Source organism: Vibrio sp. 1CM8B, assembly GCF_023161685.1.
GTDB lineage: Bacteria > Pseudomonadota > Gammaproteobacteria > Enterobacterales > Vibrionaceae > Vibrio > Vibrio coralliirubri.
In genome coordinates, this window is the sequence record NZ_JALNTU010000002.1 from 29155 (window position 1) to 46111 (window position 16957).

Annotated in this window: 14 protein-coding genes; 7 read left to right on the plus strand and 7 right to left on the minus strand. The window is 44.2% G+C overall.

From position 1 onward, the window contains the following. Positions 1 to 23: 23 nt before the first annotated feature. The gene (locus tag MSG36_RS03895) at positions 24 to 1349 is read left to right on the plus strand and encodes a Na+/H+ antiporter family protein (RefSeq protein ID WP_029235135.1); all 1326 of its coding nucleotides are present in this window, start codon (positions 24 to 26) and stop codon (positions 1347 to 1349) included. A 193-nt stretch (positions 1350 to 1542) separates the two neighbouring features. Here the strand turns inward: MSG36_RS03895 and MSG36_RS03900 are convergent, their stop codons facing one another. Together MSG36_RS03900 and MSG36_RS03905 are read right to left on the minus strand one after the other, a co-directional pair. After that, entirely contained in the window at positions 1543 to 2172 is a 630-nt protein-coding gene (locus MSG36_RS03900; RefSeq protein WP_048610518.1) for a DsbA family protein, read from the minus strand. A gap of 98 nt (positions 2173 to 2270) precedes the next feature. Then, positions 2271 to 2609, minus strand: a complete 339-nt coding sequence (locus MSG36_RS03905) for a Grx4 family monothiol glutaredoxin (RefSeq protein ID WP_004741702.1) — start codon at positions 2607 to 2609, stop codon at positions 2271 to 2273. 269 nt (positions 2610 to 2878) lie between these two features. On the opposite strand from MSG36_RS03905, the gene sodB reads away from it, so the two are divergent. The 3 genes from sodB to MSG36_RS03920 all read left to right on the plus strand — a co-directional run bounded on the left by sodB (position 2879) and on the right by MSG36_RS03920 (position 5175). Next, positions 2879 to 3463: a superoxide dismutase [Fe] gene (gene sodB / locus MSG36_RS03910; RefSeq protein ID WP_004734050.1), complete on the plus strand. Its 585-nt coding sequence runs from the start codon at positions 2879 to 2881 to the stop codon at positions 3461 to 3463. 246 nt (positions 3464 to 3709) lie between these two features. Further along, positions 3710 to 4213, plus strand: coding sequence for a VC2046/SO_2500 family protein (locus tag MSG36_RS03915; RefSeq protein ID WP_261881426.1), 504 nt, complete (start codon positions 3710 to 3712; stop codon positions 4211 to 4213). Positions 4214 to 4491: 278 nt separating this feature from the next. After that, positions 4492 to 5175 carry an SDR family oxidoreductase gene (locus MSG36_RS03920; protein WP_248366430.1) on the plus strand — a complete coding sequence of 228 codons (684 nt, stop codon included), beginning with the start codon at positions 4492 to 4494 and terminating at the stop codon, positions 5173 to 5175. Between the two features lie 186 nt (positions 5176 to 5361). Here MSG36_RS03920 and adhE read toward each other — a convergent pair whose 3' ends face one another. Further along, the gene (gene adhE / locus MSG36_RS03925; protein WP_248366433.1) at positions 5362 to 8067 is read right to left on the minus strand and encodes a bifunctional acetaldehyde-CoA/alcohol dehydrogenase; all 2706 of its coding nucleotides are present in this window, start codon (positions 8065 to 8067) and stop codon (positions 5362 to 5364) included. A 639-nt stretch (positions 8068 to 8706) separates the two neighbouring features. On the opposite strand from adhE, the gene MSG36_RS03930 reads away from it, so the two are divergent. Next, positions 8707 to 9345 (plus strand): YchE family NAAT transporter, encoded by a 639-nt coding sequence (locus MSG36_RS03930; protein WP_004734056.1) that lies wholly within the window; start codon positions 8707 to 8709, stop codon positions 9343 to 9345. 149 nt (positions 9346 to 9494) lie between these two features. Continuing rightward, complete coding sequence (locus tag MSG36_RS03935; protein ID WP_050620964.1) at positions 9495 to 10340, plus strand: ion transporter; 846 nt, start codon at positions 9495 to 9497, stop codon at positions 10338 to 10340. Positions 10341 to 10400: 60 nt separating this feature from the next. On the opposite strand, the gene MSG36_RS03940 is transcribed toward MSG36_RS03935, so the two are convergent. Together MSG36_RS03940 and asd are read right to left on the minus strand one after the other, a co-directional pair. Then, complete coding sequence (locus tag MSG36_RS03940; RefSeq protein ID WP_248366436.1) at positions 10401 to 10922, minus strand: prepilin-type N-terminal cleavage/methylation domain-containing protein; 522 nt, start codon at positions 10920 to 10922, stop codon at positions 10401 to 10403. Between the two features lie 120 nt (positions 10923 to 11042). Further along, positions 11043 to 12161 carry an aspartate-semialdehyde dehydrogenase gene (gene asd, locus MSG36_RS03945; RefSeq protein ID WP_248366438.1) on the minus strand — a complete coding sequence of 373 codons (1119 nt, stop codon included), beginning with the start codon at positions 12159 to 12161 and terminating at the stop codon, positions 11043 to 11045. 500 nt (positions 12162 to 12661) lie between these two features. On the opposite strand from asd, the gene nhaC reads away from it, so the two are divergent. Then, on the plus strand, positions 12662 to 14098 hold the full coding sequence (gene nhaC / locus MSG36_RS03950; protein ID WP_017063453.1) for a Na+/H+ antiporter NhaC: 1437 nt from the start codon (positions 12662 to 12664) through the stop codon (positions 14096 to 14098). A gap of 113 nt (positions 14099 to 14211) precedes the next feature. On the opposite strand, the gene MSG36_RS03955 is transcribed toward nhaC, so the two are convergent. Together MSG36_RS03955 and MSG36_RS03960 are read right to left on the minus strand one after the other, a co-directional pair. Then, a complete protein-coding gene (locus MSG36_RS03955; RefSeq protein ID WP_050711757.1) occupies positions 14212 to 15390 on the minus strand; it encodes a hypothetical protein in 1179 nt (392 codons plus the stop codon). 76 nt (positions 15391 to 15466) lie between these two features. Further along, entirely contained in the window at positions 15467 to 16870 is a 1404-nt protein-coding gene (locus MSG36_RS03960) for an Hpt domain-containing protein (RefSeq protein ID WP_248366440.1), read from the minus strand. Positions 16871 to 16957 lie beyond the last annotated feature (87 nt).

The window sequence follows — 16957 nt, forward strand, 5'->3', positions numbered from 1 at the left end:
AAACACAACATCCCGAGAATAATATGAATCCTGTTGTAATTTCAGTTTGCATCATGCTTGTTTTAGCTTTGATGCGTGTAAACGTAGTCGTTGCTCTGACGTTCAGTGCAATTATCGGTGGCGTAGCCTCTGGTATGAGCTTGAACGACGCAGTCGCGGCTTTCGAAAGTGGATTAGGCGGCGGTGCAACGATTGCACTTAGCTACGCTATGCTTGGTACATTCGCTGTTGCTATCTCACGTTCTGGTATCACAGATCTCCTTGCTCAAAGCGTTATCAAACGCATTCACGGCAAAGAAAACAGTGCGGCATCGACTGGTCTTAAATACGGCATGCTTGCGTCGTTGATCTTAGTGACCATGTCTTCGCAAAACGTGATTCCAGTACATATCGCCTTCATCCCAATCTTAATCCCACCTCTACTAGGCGTATTCGCAAAAATGAACCTAGACCGTCGTCTAGTTGCGTGTGTACTTACTTTTGGTTTGATTACACCTTACATGGTGTTACCGATTGGTTTTGGTGGAATCTTCCTAAACAACATCCTGCTTAAAAACCTTCACGACAATGGTCTTGAAAACGTTGTAGCAAGCCAAGTTCCTATGGCAATGTTGTTACCAGCAGCTGGCATGATCTTCGGTCTTCTTACTGCAGTATTCTTTACTTACCGTAAGCCTCGCCAATACAAAGAAACCTCTCACACGGTTGTTTCAACAGAAGTTAAAGAGATCAACAAGAAGCACATCCTAGTTGCAGCGGCGGGTATCGTCGCAGCGCTAACAGTTCAACTGTCGACGGGCTCTATGATCATCGGTGCTCTAGCGGGTTTCATGGTATTTACCTTCGGTGGCGTAATTGCTTGGAAAGAGACACAAGATGTCTTCACCAAGGGCGTTCACATGATGGCAATGATCGGTTTCATCATGATTGCAGCGGCAGGTTTCGCGGCAGTTATGAAGCAAACAGGTGGCGTTGAATCTCTAGTTGAAGCGCTTTCAACAAGCATTGGCGACAACAAGCCTCTAGCAGCACTGCTTATGCTAATTGTTGGTCTATTGGTTACTATGGGCATTGGTTCTTCGTTCTCTACGATTCCAATCCTTGCAACTATCTACGTTCCACTAGCAGCAGCATTTGGCTTCTCGCCAATGGCAACAATCGCTCTAGTAGGTACAGCTGCAGCACTTGGTGATGCGGGCTCTCCGGCTTCTGACTCAACATTAGGTCCAACGTCTGGTCTAAATGCTGATGGTCAACACGAGCACGTATGGGAAACCGTCGTACCGACGTTCCTGCACTACAACATCCCACTGATCGTATTCGGTTGGATTGCAGCCATGGTTCTGTAATTAGATTCTCTAGTTAAAGAGCCCTAAGCTAACTTTTATAAAGACCGCCTCGTGCGGTCTTTTTTGTCTCTGAGATTCATTCCACTCTTCCTTCCGCTCACTCTCATTGAACTAGCGACACCAAACAAAAAAGGCTTACTCTTATGAGTAAGCCTTAGAAGTCATTGCGCCAATACAGACAACTCTCGCTGAATTACGCAGCGGGAGCATTACTCACAAGAATTTCGCGAATAGACTTAAGCGTCGCTTCCGTTGAATGGTAATCCAATTCAACTTCACTAAAGATGCCGTTCACTTCAAGCATTAAGGTTGGGTAAGAAAATACACCCATCGCTTCTTTAAAGCCTAGCTGGTCATCTAACTCACTTTCCAATAACTTGCTGGAAAGGTCATTTTCAAACTGTTGAACATTCATGCCTAGCTCTTCAGCCAACTGCAAATGCGTATCTTGGCTATGAGGCAGCATCGCACGAAGGTAGTAAGCATGTTGAATCGCTTCAAGCATCGCTTCGTAGTGATCTTGAAAGCCAGCAGCGATCACAGCACGGCACGCAGGGTAAGTACTACGAACCGGTTGGCACTCAGTCCAAAACTCATGATTAAACTCAGTACCTAGCTTAGCTTCGATCTGCTTCCAGATCGCTTGCAACTTGCCTTTCATCTCTTCTGACATTGGTTCATCAGAATCCGGGGCCAAACCACCCACTACATAGTTAAACTCAATGCTCGCAGGCAATTGTTGTTTCAATAACTCAAGTGTTGGCTTGTAACCCCAACACCAGCTGCACATTGGATCATGCACATAATGAAGTTTTACGTTCATTGTTCATTCCTTATCGAGTCAATGATTCGATCAATTCAAACAAAAAAGGAGCCTAATTAAGGCCCCTCATTTTAACTATTCAGCGCAAAGGCTAGAACTTATTCAGCGTCATCGCCAGCAACTTTAGCCGCTGCTTCTTTGATGATTGGCTGAAGTTCGCCTTTTTGGAACATCTCAAGAATGATGTCACAACCACCGATTAGCTCACCTTCAACCCAAAGTTGTGGGAAAGTTGGCCATTGTGCGTAAGCAGGAAGCTCTGCACGGATATCAGGGTTTTGTAGGATATCTACGTAAGCAAATTTTTCGCCACATGCCATTAGAGCTTGAGACGCTTGAGAAGAGAAACCACAGCTAGGTAGCTTAGGAGAACCTTTCATGTACAGTAGAATAGTGTTTTCTTCAATTTGCTGTTTGATTTTATCGATAGTTTCCATTGCTTCCTCGTTAATGGATTACGGCTTTTATTGGCTTTATTCTACCCCAAACTAAAAGAATAAAAACCATATAAAAAAAGCGGTTAACAAGCTAAGCTAACAATTCACACAAAAGTAATGAAATAAGCTTTTAATAAAGTAAAAACTTGCTAAACTATATCGCAAGTCAGCAAATTGACCATGGTTGGCAGTATAGCGAGCCATGAATAATAATATCACTGGAAGCAATCGAAAGAGTTAACTCTTTCATATCAATGGAGAATTGAGCAATGGCATTTGAACTACCGGCTCTTCCTTACGCGAAAGACGCGCTAGAACCACACATCTCAGCAGAAACGCTAGATTTCCACCACGGTAAGCACCACAACACTTACGTTGTTAAGCTAAACGGCCTTATCCCAGGTACTGAGTTTGAAGGCAAAACACTAGAAGAGATCGTTAAGACTTCTACTGGTGGTGTTTTCAATAACGCTGCTCAAATCTGGAACCACACGTTCTACTGGCACTGTCTTGCTCCTAAAGCAGGCGGCGAACCAACTGGCGCTGTTGCAGAAGCTATCAACGCTGCATTCGGTTCTTTCGAAGAATTCAAAGCGAAATTCACTGATTCAGCAATCAACAACTTCGGTTCTTCTTGGACTTGGTTAGTTAAGAAAGCTGACGGTTCTCTAGACATCGTTAACACTTCTAACGCTGCTACTCCTCTAACAGAAGAAGGTGTTACTCCACTTCTAACTGTTGACCTATGGGAACACGCTTACTACATCGATTTCCGCAATGTTCGCCCTGACTACATGGCTGCATTCTGGAACCTAGTAAACTGGTCTTTCGTAGAAGAGAACCTAGCTAAGTAATTATTGCTTACGCTGCGCTATTTATAGCGAGTTATCTATTGAAAGCTCATGCCTCGGCGTGAGCTTTTTTGTATCTGTCGTATTCCACAAAATCTAGGCATCTCGTAGAAAACCCGCAATAGAGATTACTTCTCGACCTATTTATAACCTTGTTCCCTACTCTGCATAAATTCTCTATTTGCCTGAAATTAAACACTAAAGTTTGCCGACTCTATGCCGTTAAAGGTGTATCCAATGAGAGGCGACATGCAAATACATACTTTAGACAAAGCAGGAATCATCAACGAACTGAAGTTCGGCATCGGGATCAGCCAAGCGGTTGAGCAAGGTCGCCGTGCAGATTTCGCGTTGCTGTTATCCATGTTTTCTAATGATGTTCGTGATTGCACGCCAATTGATACCATTGAAATCACAGAGACAAATGAAGATCGCCTGCGCAAACAATTTGGCGTAGCAGAACCTCAGCAACTGCGTTCAAACCAATCTTCGTATGAGATTTCAGCTCAGCAATCTAATCATTTTCATCAAGCTAGCCTTGCCAGCGCCAAGCTCAGCCATTACTTAAAACCTGAAGCGCTTGCCTTCATGCCTGAAGATACGGCCGACTTACCCGAAGAGGTTTACCAAAACCTTTCTGGTCATGACCGACGCAAACTCGCAAACAAGCATTTACCTGATTTGCCACATGCTACGCTCTACAATGAGCTAACCACCGCGCAACGTCAGTATCAAATTCAAGCTCAAGTTTAGCGGTCACCTACCTTTCCCTTTTTCGCTGTCTATCCATAGCTATTCTTCGACTAACTCGCACACTTCAAAGCATTCACACGAATGATATGAACCACTAGCCTTAGGCAACCTAAAAACACCAGATGTCGGTTACCGCTTGAAGTTACTACAAAATGTGACGTGCCACTAAGTTCATAAAAACTTATTAATTGGCGCACCTTAGTTTGAACCAATTCACACCCATTGTATGAAATTTAACCCATCCTTATCCGACATGGACGATTTGTTTAGGTACTGGGATGGAAATAAAAAGCTCAATCATATTGGTGACATCTGCCGGCTCGCGACTAGGAGGGACGATAGCGAACCACTTTGTTAACCTTGGAGCCACCGTCATCCTTTGTGATAAAGACACGGAAGCACTTCAGGCAACGTATCTACAGTGTACCCGCTTTTCTGACTCGGTTTACCACTACACGCTCAAAGGCAATGACAGCCAAGCGATCCTGAGCGTATATGATTTTATTCAAACCACCTTCAACACGACACCCGATGTGCTGGTCAATAACTGGATAAGCTCCCCTATGCCAAGTCTGATTGGCGATCAACCTGTGAGTAGCTTTATTAATGATCTCTCATCGATGGCATCGACCCTGTTCGCATTTGGGCAAATCAGTGCTGAGAGATTGCGAGAAGAAGATAAAGAAGGCGTGATTGTGAATGTGATATCTCATGATGACTTTCACGATGTGTCCGGCTTAGAGAGTGCAAACTCAATGATCACTGGCTTTACCCATAGTTGGGCGAAAGAGCTAACTCCCTTTGGTATTCGAGTCGGTGGTGTTGTTCCCGCCGTTCATAACTCCGATGGCAAGCTCAACCGATGTCACTGGGCTCAGCTGCAAGACGAGCTGACCCGAACCACTGAATACATTGTCTCGAATGACTACTTCAGTGGGCGAGTTGTCGCAGCTGAGGTTTAACTCCCTATTCCAATTGAACATGACTGGCTCAGCTCATATTAAGTAGCAGAGCTATTGCCTTTCAATCCGTTTTACAAACTAACCAAACATAAAAAAAGCCCCAGTCTCTCGACTGGGGCTTTCATCTTTTCCCGATAGATAAGTATCGTGCTAGCGAAAACTTATCTCAAAACTAATGCTTACTTATTATGCGTTAGCTTTTTCTTTTTTAGCTTTTGGCGCTTTCACTTCAGCTGGCTTTTGGTCTGCTTTCTTAAGGATAACTGTAGTACCTTCGAAAGTTTCGCCTTCAACGTATGGTTGGCCGAAGTAAGAAGTTGTTAGAACTTCTTTTAGCTCAGTGATTAGAGGGTAACGTGGGTTAGCACCTGTACACTGGTCATCGAACGCTTCAACAGCTAGCTCGTCTAGTTTAGCAATGAAGTCAGACTCGTTAACACCCGCAGCTTGGATAGATAGTGGGATGTCTAGGTCAACTTTAAGCTCTTCTAACCAAGTCAGTAGACGTTCAATCTTCTGAGCAGTACGGTCACCAGCTTGGCTTAGGCCTAGGTGGTCAGCAACTTCAGCGTAACGACGACGTGCTTGTGGGCGGTCGTACTGAGAGAATGCAGTCTGCTTAGTTGGGTTATCGTTCGCGTTGTAACGTACAACGTTTGAGATAAGTAGTGCGTTAGCAAGACCGTGTGGTAGGTGGAACTCAGCACCAATTTTGTGAGCCATTGAGTGACACACACCTAGGAATGCGTTCGCAAATGCTACACCAGCGATAGTTGCTGCGTTGTGTACTTTCTCACGAGCGATTGGGTCAGCCGCACCATTTTTGTAGCTTGATGGTAGGTATTCTTTAAGCATCTTAAGAGCTTGAAGAGCTTGACCGTCTGAGTACTCGTTCGCTAGAACAGATACGTAAGCTTCAAGAGCGTGAGTTACTGCATCGTAACCACCGAACGCTGTTAGAGACTTAGGCATGTTCATAACTAGGTTCGCATCAACGATAGCCATGTTTGGCGTGATTTCGTAATCAGCTAGTGGGTATTTAGCACCAGTCTTGTCGTCTGTAACAACAGCGAATGGAGTAACCTCTGAACCTGTACCTGAAGTTGTAGTGATACATACAAGCTCAGCTTTTTGACCCATTTTAGGGAACTTGTAGATACGTTTACGGATATCCATAAAGCGCATTGCTAGTTCTTCGAAGTGAGTTTCTGGGTGCTCGTACATAACCCACATGATCTTAGCAGCATCCATTGGAGAACCGCCACCTAGAGCAAGGATTACGTCAGGTTGGAAGCTCTTCATTGCTTCAGCGCCTTTCTCAACAACAGATAGCGTTGGATCTGCTTCTACATCGAAGAATGTTTGAACTTCAATGCCTTGTGCTTTAAGCAAGCTAACTACGTCATCAGCGTAACCGTTGTTAAATAGGAAACGGTCAGTTACTAGGAATGCGCGTTTCTTACCTTCTAGGTCGCTCATTGCGATTGGAAGGCTACCACGACGGAAGTAGATAGACTTAGGTAGTTTGTGCCACAACATGTTTTCAGCTCGCTTCGCTACAGTTTTCTTGTTGATAAGGTGCTTAGGACCTACGTTCTCAGAGATAGAGTTACCACCCCATGAACCACAACCTAGAGTTAGAGAAGGTGCAACGTTGAAGTTGTACAGGTCACCGATACCACCGTGAGTAGTCGGGATGTTGATTAGGATACGAGCAGTCTTCATCTTGTCACCGAAGTAACGGATGCGGTCTGCGTTAGTATCTTGGTTAGTGTAAAGACCAGATGTGTGACCGATACCACCGATTTCAACCATAGTTACCGCTTGAGCAACTGCGTCTTCGAAGTCGTCTGCGCGGAATAGACCTAGAGTTGGAGATAGTTTCTCGTGAGCGAATTCGTCATCGTAAGAAACTTTACCAAGACCTTCACCTACAAGTACTTTTGTATCAGCAGGAACTTTAACACCAGCCATTTCAGCGATTGCTGGAGCAGGTTGACCTACGATTTTAGCGTTTAGGTTGCCGTCGATAAGAAGCACTTTACGTACTTTATCAGCGTCAGCTTTAGATAGAACGTGAGCTTTGTGAGAAGCGAAACGCTCTTTCACTTCGTCGTATACTTCACCAACTACGATTGCAGCTTGCTCAGAAGCACATACTACGCCGTTATCGAATGTTTTAGACATAAGGATAGACGCTACAGCACGTTTGATGTCAGCTGTTTCATCGATAACTACAGGAACGTTACCAGCACCAACACCGATAGCAGGCTTACCAGAAGAGTATGCTGCTTTAACCATGCCTGGACCACCAGTAGCAAGGATAAGTGCGATACCGTCGTGCTTCATAAGCGCGTTAGAAAGCTCTACAGATGGTTGGTCGATCCAACCGATGATGTCTCTTGGAGCACCAGCTGCAACAGCTGCGTCTAGAACTAGTTTCGCTGCGTCGTTAGTTGAGTTCTTTGCACGTGGGTGTGGCGAGAAGATGATGCCGTTACGTGTCTTAAGAGAAATTAGAGATTTGAAGATTGCTGTAGAAGTTGGGTTCGTTGTTGGAACGATACCACAGATGATACCTACAGGCTCAGCGATAGTCATTGTGCCTAGGTTGTCATCTTCTTCTAAGATGCCACATGTTTTTTCGTCTTTGTATTTGTTGTAGATAAATTCAGATGCAAAGTGGTTTTTGATAACCTTATCTTCAACAATACCCATTCCAGATTCAGCAACTGCTTGTTGAGCAAGTGGAATACGAGCGTGGTTAGCAGCAAGAGAAGCTGCGCGGAAGATTGCGTCTACTTTCTCTTGAGAGAATGTTGCAAACTCTTCTTGTGCTGCTTTAACGCGAGCTACTAGAGCATCAAGTTCCGCTAAGTTAGTTACAGGCATGGTGGATCTCCTAAAATAATAAATATTAAAAACTTTTTATTAAATTCGCTGCTTGCTTTTAACCTTAAACATCAGCGTTCTTAGTAAATTGCTTTCAGGGCTGAGTATATTATTTCACAGTGTGAAAAAAATTGACCCAGATCAGTTACCCAAAAAGAATTAACCAGAAAGTAGTAAGGCAATCGCAAAAATGAACTTAAGAGCATGATTTATATAGATTAAACTCACACTTTCCGTTCGTGCAAAAAACAAGCAAACAGACAACTTTTTTCTACATAGCGTAATAAACTGTAAAAAAGTTTCATTTTTAGTCCGTTAAATTACATGTATACAGCTATATTCGTGCTACTGAGAGTATATCCATACCGTTGCACGGGCTAGATTCTGACATAATTTTTATTAATTTCGTGCGTCGGTTAACAGTTACTCAATAATAAATTACAAAATGAAACACTACCAACTAGCTTGCAACAGGCTTAAAACAAAAGTGAGATTCAATTAGTTTTTCTAAAAAGAATCACCCATTTCAAGTTAGTTTTTTTCATTCGTGAAAATGTAGTTTGTCCCTTACATTACGCGCCTAGACTATTCACAGATCAACCCTTCAACCTTAAAGTACGCTAACTGGAGATCGCTCTCATGCAAGGCTTAGAACTCGCAATCTTTATGCAATTCTTCCTTGGGCTTGTTGCTGCCGTAAACCCTATCGGCATCATGCCTGTTTTTGTTTCTCTTACGGCTCATATGCCGCCAGAAGAGAGGAACAGGACAGCCTTACAAGCAAACATTGCTGTTGCCGTGATCTTGATTGTGTCACTTGTTGCGGGGCAAATGCTGCTTGATATGTTCAGCATTTCACTAGACTCATTTCGTGTGGCAGGTGGTTTGTTATTACTGAGCATCGCGTTCTCGATGATGAGCGGTAAACTCGGTGAAGATAAGCAGAACAAACAAGAGAAATCTGAATACATCAGCAAAGAGCAAATCGGCGTTGTCCCACTGGCTATGCCGCTAATGGCAGGTCCGGGTGCAATCAGCTCGACGATTGTTTACGGGTCTCGCTACCCTGCTGCTATTGATACGGTCGGCATCGGTATTAGTATCATCGCTTTCGCAACATGCTCTTGGCTTTTGTTCCGTTCAGCGCCAGTTATCGTTCGCTTTTTAGGTCAAACGGGTATCAACGTGATCACTCGTATCATGGGTCTGATTCTTGGCGCATTGGGCATCGAGTTCATCGCCAATGGCCTACGTAATCTGTTCCCAGGCTTGGCATAACGTTTAACGACATTTCGGTTGCTCTATAAAGGGCAACAATATTGAAATATAGATGAGGCGAGTAAAGCAATTGGGCTTTCACTCGCCTCGTTATTATGAAGCTTGTATAATGACTGTTAATGTATTTAACAGAAGACGAACCTCTCCTTATGTCACGCAAGCCACTCAAGCATCATTTGTACGTCATTATCTTTGGTACTCACACGCCAGCCGGACGTGCATTTGATATATCTCTGATCGTTGCAATCTTGGCTTCGCTGTTGGTTTTGATCTTAGAATCCATCCCTAATGTGATGACCGAATGGTCACAACAGCTGCGTTATATCGAATACACCTTCACTGCGCTCTTCACTCTTGAGTATTTGTTAAGGCTCTATTGCTCTCCAAAACCAAAATCTTACGCCACTAGCTTTTATGGTGTTGTTGACCTATTGGCGATTCTTCCGACTTACCTAGCGATCATCTTCCCAGGCGCTTCATTTATGGGTGTGGTGAGACTGCTGCGTGTGATGCGTATCTTCCGAATCCTAAAGCTGGTTCGATACCTGCAAGATTCCAATATTCTGTTGCGCTCACTATTAATGGCACGACGAAAGATACTGATCTTCTTTAGCACCGTCGGCATCTTGGTGGTTATCTTTGGCGCACTGATCTTTGTTATTGAAGGTCCTGACAATGGCTTCACCAGTATTCCTCACAGTATCTACTGGGCCATCGTGACTATCACTACGGTAGGTTATGGTGACATGGTGCCGCAGACCGCGCTTGGTAAAGCCATAGCATCACTGACCATGTTATTGGGTTACTCTATCTTAGCGGTGCCGACCGGGATCATTACTGCAGAACTAAGTAATGAGATGAACTCGCACAAAGAGTTGGTCAAGTGCCCTAACTGCAACCGAGCGGGTCATGATTCGGACGCCATCTATTGCAAGCACTGTGCTAGCGAATTAGCAGATCCAGACAAGCGGGTCGTCACCGACGAGACCGAATAAAAACCAAAAAAAGAGCTCCTAAGAGCTCTTTTTGTTTTATTAACTACCTAACTAAAGCAACTAACAGCCATCTGTGAAAACTTCCACTTGGTAATCATCATTTGCTTCCATTGCGGCCGTGTATTTCACATAGCATTGGGTCTTTTCGATAGCGGTATTGAAGTCATTAGGAAGAACGTCCGACAAATATTCCGACCGGGTAATCAGCCACAGGTCTGGCTCGCTCACTGGCCCATTATTATGCGCTGCCCATGTCCACTCTTTAGTCAGGTCATGAAACCCTGAATCAATCGCCAAAAAGTTTTCCATTCCCCCTTTTTCAACCGCGGGATAACCAAACTTCACTCGCCCGTACTCAGGAATCAAATATGATTCTTGGTCTTCCATACCTTCTACTGCGGCTTTTTCAAACGCCAAATCAGCCGCAGTATGGACAGATGCTCCCAATCCTTCCATAACCGAAGCCCTAGCATCATGTTGTATGTTTAAAAACCTAGGTGCTGCAACAACCGCTAAAACACCAATAATGACGATAACAACAATCAACTCGATAAGAGTAAAACCTTTAAGGTTTGCTTTCATTTTCTAGCTCCAACTTTAAGACGCACGAAAGGTAAGGTTTTAAAGTCAGGCTTCTGTCATCAGAAACAAAAAAAGCGCCCTAAGGCGCTTCTTCGTTAATTATTCTCAAAAATGAGGCAGTTACGCTTTCTCAGCAAGGATAATGCGCAGAGTACGACGTAGTGGTTCTGCAGCCCCCCAAAGCAGTTGGTCACCAACAGTGAAGGCGTTTAGGAAATCGTTACCCATCGACATCTTACGCAGACGACCGACTGGTACAGACATTGTGCCTGTTACTTTCGCTGGTGTTAGCTCCTGTGCCGTGATGTCACGGTCATTAGGAATCACTTTAACCCAATCATTGTGCGTTGCGATGATCTCTTCGATCTCGTCCATTGGCACGTCTTGCTTAAGCTTAATCGTTAGTGCTTGAGCGTGACAACGCATTGCACCGATTCGTACACAAGTACCATCAATTGGGATTGGCTGACCATCTAGACCAAGAATCTTGTTCGCTTCAACACCCGCTTTCCACTCTTCTTTGCTCTGACCGTTTTCACGCTTCACATCGATCCAAGGAATCAGTGAGCCCGCCAGCGGAGCACCAAATTGGTCTGTTGGGAATGAAGGTGAACGAATCGTATCAGCCACTTTCTTATCGATATCAAGAATTGAGCTTGAAGGGTTCGCTAACTCAGAGCTTACGCTGTCGTTGATCACACCCATTTGTGAGATCAGCTCACGCATGTTCTTAGCACCTGCACCAGAAGCGGCTTGGTAAGTCATGGCACTCATCCACTCAACCATGCCTTTCTCGTATAGGCCACCTAGAGCCATAAGCATTAAGCTCACAGTGCAGTTACCGCCAACGAACGTGTTGGTGCCGCTGTGAATGCCTTGCTGGATTTGAGCCAAGTTAACAGGGTCAAGAGTGATGATTGAATCAGCGTCCATACGCAGAGTAGATGCTGCATCAATCCAGTAACCTTTCCAACCTGCTTGACGTAGTGCTGGGTATACTTTTGATGTGTAATCGCCGCCTTGACAGGTAATCACAGCATCAAGCTGTTTTAGGCTATCAATATCAAAAGCGTCTTGAAGTAGACCCGCATCTTTACCACCTAAAACAGGGGCAGGAATACCAATCTGAGATGTGCTGTAATAAACAGGCTCAATCAAGTCGAAGTCTTTCTCTTCAACCATACGTTGCATCAGTACAGAACCAACCATACCGCGCCAACCAACTAGACCTACTCTCATCGCTCACTCTCCATGTATAAATTAAAAATTGCTCTCCCCCATCTATAAGTTTTTCAGAAACAGAACTCAAGTGCTTTTTGTCAAAAAGTGTAACTTTTTCGTTTCTTTTAAGTGAACGTAATGAATCATGCAGTTATCTCTGTATCGACATTCCATCTCCACCTCATTGATTAAGCGCCCATTATCGTCAAATTCAAACATTTACATCGCCAAAACCGATTCAATCGACGCTCATCACAAACAGTAATTCCCTCTTTCAAACCAAGGTTAATCAGAATTTTATTTTACAAAACGAAAACAACGTGCGACAGATTTCAACATGTAACAATCATGAATTTAACAAAATTTTAGATTATGAAACCACAATTGATTGAGTTAACAGTCAAATATCACAACTTGGACGTATTTTTTCGATATAATAAACTAATTACTGTAGTGTCCGTTTTGCACCACACACTATAACGAAGCACTATAAATGCTCGAAATCACAAGAGGCTTTTATGAAGCAGAGTAAAACTCGCCTACCGAACCTATTGCAGGTATTCATCGCGTTAGGACTATTTCTATCCCTTGCTTTTTCCTTTACTGCAAAGCTTGACCTTCCAATTCAACTCGCCTTGTATATTGGCTGGTTCATTATCATGGTTCTTGGTATTCGTCTTGGACACCAATACAAAGACTTAGAAAAAGCAGCACTCAAAGGAATATCCAATGGCTTAGGCGCAGTTTTAATACTTTTAGCCGTTGGCGCTCTTGTTGGTACTTGGATCTCAGGCGGGATCGTACCTACTATCATTTACTATGGTCTGAAAGCTATCCACCCTTCTATCTTCCTTTTAGCGACCATGATCATCTGTTCTCTAACTGCATTGGCGACCGGTACTTCTTGGGGTGCTGCGGGTACAGCAGGTATCGCGATGATGGGTATCGGCCAAGGTCTAGGTGTTCCAGCACCGATTACTGCAGGTGCCGTGCTGTCAGGTTGTTACTTCGGTGACAAGATGTCTCCGCTTTCTGATTCAGTGATTCTGGCTTCTTCAATGTCTGGTGTTGAAGTAGTTGAACACATCAAGGGCATGTTGCCAGTTGCGTTAATCAGCTACGTAATTACCGGTATCATGTTCACTGCGTTTGGTTTCCACTACGCGGGCAACGTTGATATGAGCCAAGTAGACTCTGTCATCAAAGCGATGGAAGTTCAGTTCTACATCACGCCTTACTCATTCGTTCCAGTACTTATCGTACTTGGTCTGTTGGCTTTCCGTATGCCTTCATTCCCGGTCATCAGCTTTGGTTCTCTGCTGGGTATTATCTGGGCAGTCATGATCCAAGATATCGACTTCCTAACGGCATTCAACACTGCTTGGGCACCGTTCTCAATCTCATCTGGCGTCGAGTTTATTGATTCGATTCTTAACCGTGGCGGCATGTCTTCAATGCTAGGTTCAGTTGCGGTTATCGTATTTGGTCTAGGTTTCGGTGGCTTACTGGATAAAGTGGGCGTACTAGAGACAATCGCTAAGGTGTTTGAGCGCCGCGTAAACAGCGCAGGCTCACTAGCGACGAGCACAATTGGTACGGCCTTCATGGGTAACGTGTTCGGTTCTGCAATGTACGTATCGTTAATCCTTACGCCAAAAATCTGTGCGAAAAACTACGACCGTTTAGGCTACAAGCGTAAGAACCTATCTCGTAATGCTGAGTTTGGTGGCACGCTAACGTCGGGTATGGTTCCGTGGAGTGATAACGGTATCTACATGGCGAGTATTCTTGGTGTTGCGACGCTGTCTTACGCACCCTTCATGTGGTTAAGCTTCATCTGTATCATCGTGACTATCGTGACATCTTACATGGGTTGGTTCGTTGATAAGTGTGAACCAACAGCACCAGCGTTTGAAGCAGAAGAAGCGACAGAGTTAAGCAAGCAACAAGCTTAAGTTCAGGAGCTAACGCTTTCGAACGTAACTCAAAACGTTAATGGATAAATGCAAAAAGAGCGCCCTAGAGCGCTCTTTTTTTGATCTGCTGATTTACTTATTTATGTATTTATCTATTTATTGGCGGTTCGTTTACCCAACCAGTAACCGATGCCTAACGGTGCAAAGAACACCACTAAGATAAACAAGATGAAGTAAATAATCACACCTTTGATTAACTCCATCAGTTTATCAATCGCCAGTACCACCACCTCTTGAGAGACGCGGTCAAGGTCTTGCGTGAACAGTTCTCTTTCTGAAGTCACAATGCCGGCAATCTCGATGCGCTCTTTCGCAATCATCTCTACCAGAGCTTCTCTCTCACGTGTCACCATTTTTTCTAATGCCACACGCTCTTCAGTGAGCATTGCTAATTTTTGGTCTGTCTTGTCGCTAAGATCGTTGAGTAGAGGCTGCATTTCTGTCGACATAATAGAAGCCAGTGTTTGCATGTACTCCGGGTTGTTCTCAATGAAGTCTTGCATGCTTGCTGATGTTTGACGAAGGCTTTCCAGCGTCATCGATAGGTCTTCACCCGTTAGTGAGCTATTTAATGCAACCAGCTCCGCCTTCCACGACATCAGTTTCGGTGTCTGGTCAGCCATAAGGCTTAAACGATCAGATGCGTCACTCATGGCTTCTGGCATGGTGCCTAAGCTCTGAACGATTTGCGATTCGTCTTTACCAAGGTAACTTAGCCATTCACGGTAAGCAGGTGTGCTTCTGAATGTGAGGTCTTTAAATGGGTGGCTAGCAGCAAACTGCGCAACGAACGCTTTGCTGTTTTTGAAATCACTGGAGCTCAATACACCCTTTGCCAGCTTCTCGGCTTCTTGATCAAGAAAACGAGCTGTCTCTACTGCATTATCCGTCACGAACAGATCCGCGCCGTCGCCTTGGCTATAAAACTGATTCATTTGAGCAGTGAAAACCCACGAATCAATTAACGCAGACATAGGGGAAGTTTGGTAAGCCGCTTGTTGTAAACCCTGCTCTGCATGGATCTTCCAAAGCAACACATAAGATTGATGTAATGTGTCATCAGCAGGGTAAGATTGCGCGATGAGATCGGCTGAGTCTTCTACTCGTGTAAAGAACATCTTGGCGTATTCACGCGTCATGATCCGAGCATTTAACTCTTGTTGAGTGAGAGGCGTCGTTTGACTATCTAACTTAACTTCTAAGAGAGAACAACCACTTAGCACAATGCTAAGCACCAACACCATCCAACTTCGACTCGAAACTCGTAACATATAAACCTCTGACAAAGACTAAGGGCGCGGATTGTATGAGCGCTTCGTCAGAGTATTGTCAAAAATCCTGTAAAAGTTAACGCTGACTGTCTAAATATTCATGAGCAGAATCCACAGAGGCTTTTATAGCCTGCTCTAGTTCAGCTAAATCATGTTCACTGATCGCTCTGGACTGCTTCATTGTCATTTCAATACTTGCGGCAATGATGGCTAACCGAGACGCTTTAATACTGCCGGCTACACCTTTTAAGCTATGTACAATGCGAGCGGCGGAGGTTTCATCTTTGGTCAGCAAAGACTTAAATTTCTCGTAGTCACCTGCATGATCTTGTACAAACACACCAAGCAAGAGTTCGACGGATTCAGCATCACCGTCGAGTGTTTCTAACATGTCTTCGATATCAATCGCAGGCTTTGAATCTGTGACACTGGCAACGTGTTTCTCGACTACTGGTGCCTGCTCAGAGGCTTGCTGAATAGAGTCTTGCGGTACAACGGGTTGGCTTGTAACGTTAACACTCTGCGGAGGTTGAAGTTCGGAAGACTGGCTCTTTGGCCTGTTCTCGGATACATAAGCGTCGCTATCTGCTTGTTGCACTGCTGAGGAAACAACATCGCTAGAAGAAGCGTCTTCCTTACTTGAATTAATTTCTAGTTCAGAGCTGAATTCTTGGTCTGCTTCTTTCATCGTTTTTGTGGACCTAACGCCCCAAAACACTATCCCGCTCATCGCTACCAAGCTTAAACCTAGCATCACCAACAATAGGTTAAATTGACGATCATGAAACTCAGCTTCGAGTTTTATGATCTGTTCATTCACTGAGTTTTTCTTAATCTTATCAACCAAATAGTTAAGCTGAGCGTAATCACTCAACAACGCTGACGCATCCGCCAGTAACTGCTGGAGTGCATCTTGCTCTTCGGTTTCTAGTGAATAAGATTTTTCCAGAATGGAATCAAAGGCGCGATAAGTCGCTGACGAACTTTGATTGTCAGAATACATTGCTTCAAATACCACAACGCCGAATTCGTTGAGGAGTGGTTTTAGCTTAGGAGAAAGGTCTTTATCCGCACGCAAGATCTTAATGTTATCAACGATGTCTTGAACTTGGCTTTCGATTGGAATGAACTCATCGAACTTTTCAAGGAACTGATCGGCTACGTATAACAGTTGGTTCACATCAGGACGAAACAAGGCGTGTTGGAAATCAGATTCAATCTGCAGTCGGATCGAATAAACCAATTGAGCATCGAGTGCGAGATCATTGATACGAGAGACTCGAAGCGGTTCTGAGAAATAAAGCGATTGCCTCAACTCGTTGACTCGAATACCGAGCTCTTCGATTTGAGCAAGAGAATTGGTGTAGGAACGGCTTAAATTAAGAAGAGCCAATGAAGGAAGTAACCACAGAGCCAAGAGCACAACCAAGAAGGTGGCTGTTTTTTTAAAGCGTTTGGGCTTTGCTAATGATTGTTCCATCTATATTCCTTGTGCGTGTTAACTTGAAGCCATGACCGTAGCTAAAAGATTAAGCACAAAATAAGCGACAACATCCTGCTGCCGCTT

Excerpts from the sequence above, each read along its gene's own strand:
- MSG36_RS03940 (WP_248366436.1), bottom strand. The coding sequence starts at position 10,922 with ATGAAAGCAAACCTTAAAGGTTTTACTCTTATCGAGTTGATTGTTGTT.
- MSG36_RS03900 (WP_048610518.1), bottom strand. The coding sequence starts at position 2,172 with ATGAACGTAAAACTTCATTATGTGCATGATCCAATGTGCAGCTGGTGT.
- MSG36_RS03895 (WP_029235135.1), top strand. The coding sequence starts at position 24 with ATGAATCCTGTTGTAATTTCAGTTTGCATCATGCTTGTTTTAGCTTTG.
- MSG36_RS03920 (WP_248366430.1), top strand. The coding sequence starts at position 4,492 with ATGGAAATAAAAAGCTCAATCATATTGGTGACATCTGCCGGCTCGCGA.
- MSG36_RS03905 (WP_004741702.1), bottom strand. The coding sequence starts at position 2,609 with ATGGAAACTATCGATAAAATCAAACAGCAAATTGAAGAAAACACTATT.
- MSG36_RS03960 (WP_248366440.1), bottom strand. The coding sequence starts at position 16,870 with ATGGAACAATCATTAGCAAAGCCCAAACGCTTTAAAAAAACAGCCACC.
- nhaC (WP_017063453.1), top strand. The coding sequence starts at position 12,662 with ATGAAGCAGAGTAAAACTCGCCTACCGAACCTATTGCAGGTATTCATC.
- sodB (WP_004734050.1), top strand. The coding sequence starts at position 2,879 with ATGGCATTTGAACTACCGGCTCTTCCTTACGCGAAAGACGCGCTAGAA.
- MSG36_RS03935 (WP_050620964.1), top strand. The coding sequence starts at position 9,495 with ATGTCACGCAAGCCACTCAAGCATCATTTGTACGTCATTATCTTTGGT.
- MSG36_RS03955 (WP_050711757.1), bottom strand. The coding sequence starts at position 15,390 with ATGTTACGAGTTTCGAGTCGAAGTTGGATGGTGTTGGTGCTTAGCATT.
- MSG36_RS03915 (WP_261881426.1), top strand. The coding sequence starts at position 3,710 with ATGCAAATACATACTTTAGACAAAGCAGGAATCATCAACGAACTGAAG.
- adhE (WP_248366433.1), bottom strand. The coding sequence starts at position 8,067 with ATGCCTGTAACTAACTTAGCGGAACTTGATGCTCTAGTAGCTCGCGTT.
- asd (WP_248366438.1), bottom strand. The coding sequence starts at position 12,161 with ATGAGAGTAGGTCTAGTTGGTTGGCGCGGTATGGTTGGTTCTGTACTG.
- MSG36_RS03930 (WP_004734056.1), top strand. The coding sequence starts at position 8,707 with ATGCAAGGCTTAGAACTCGCAATCTTTATGCAATTCTTCCTTGGGCTT.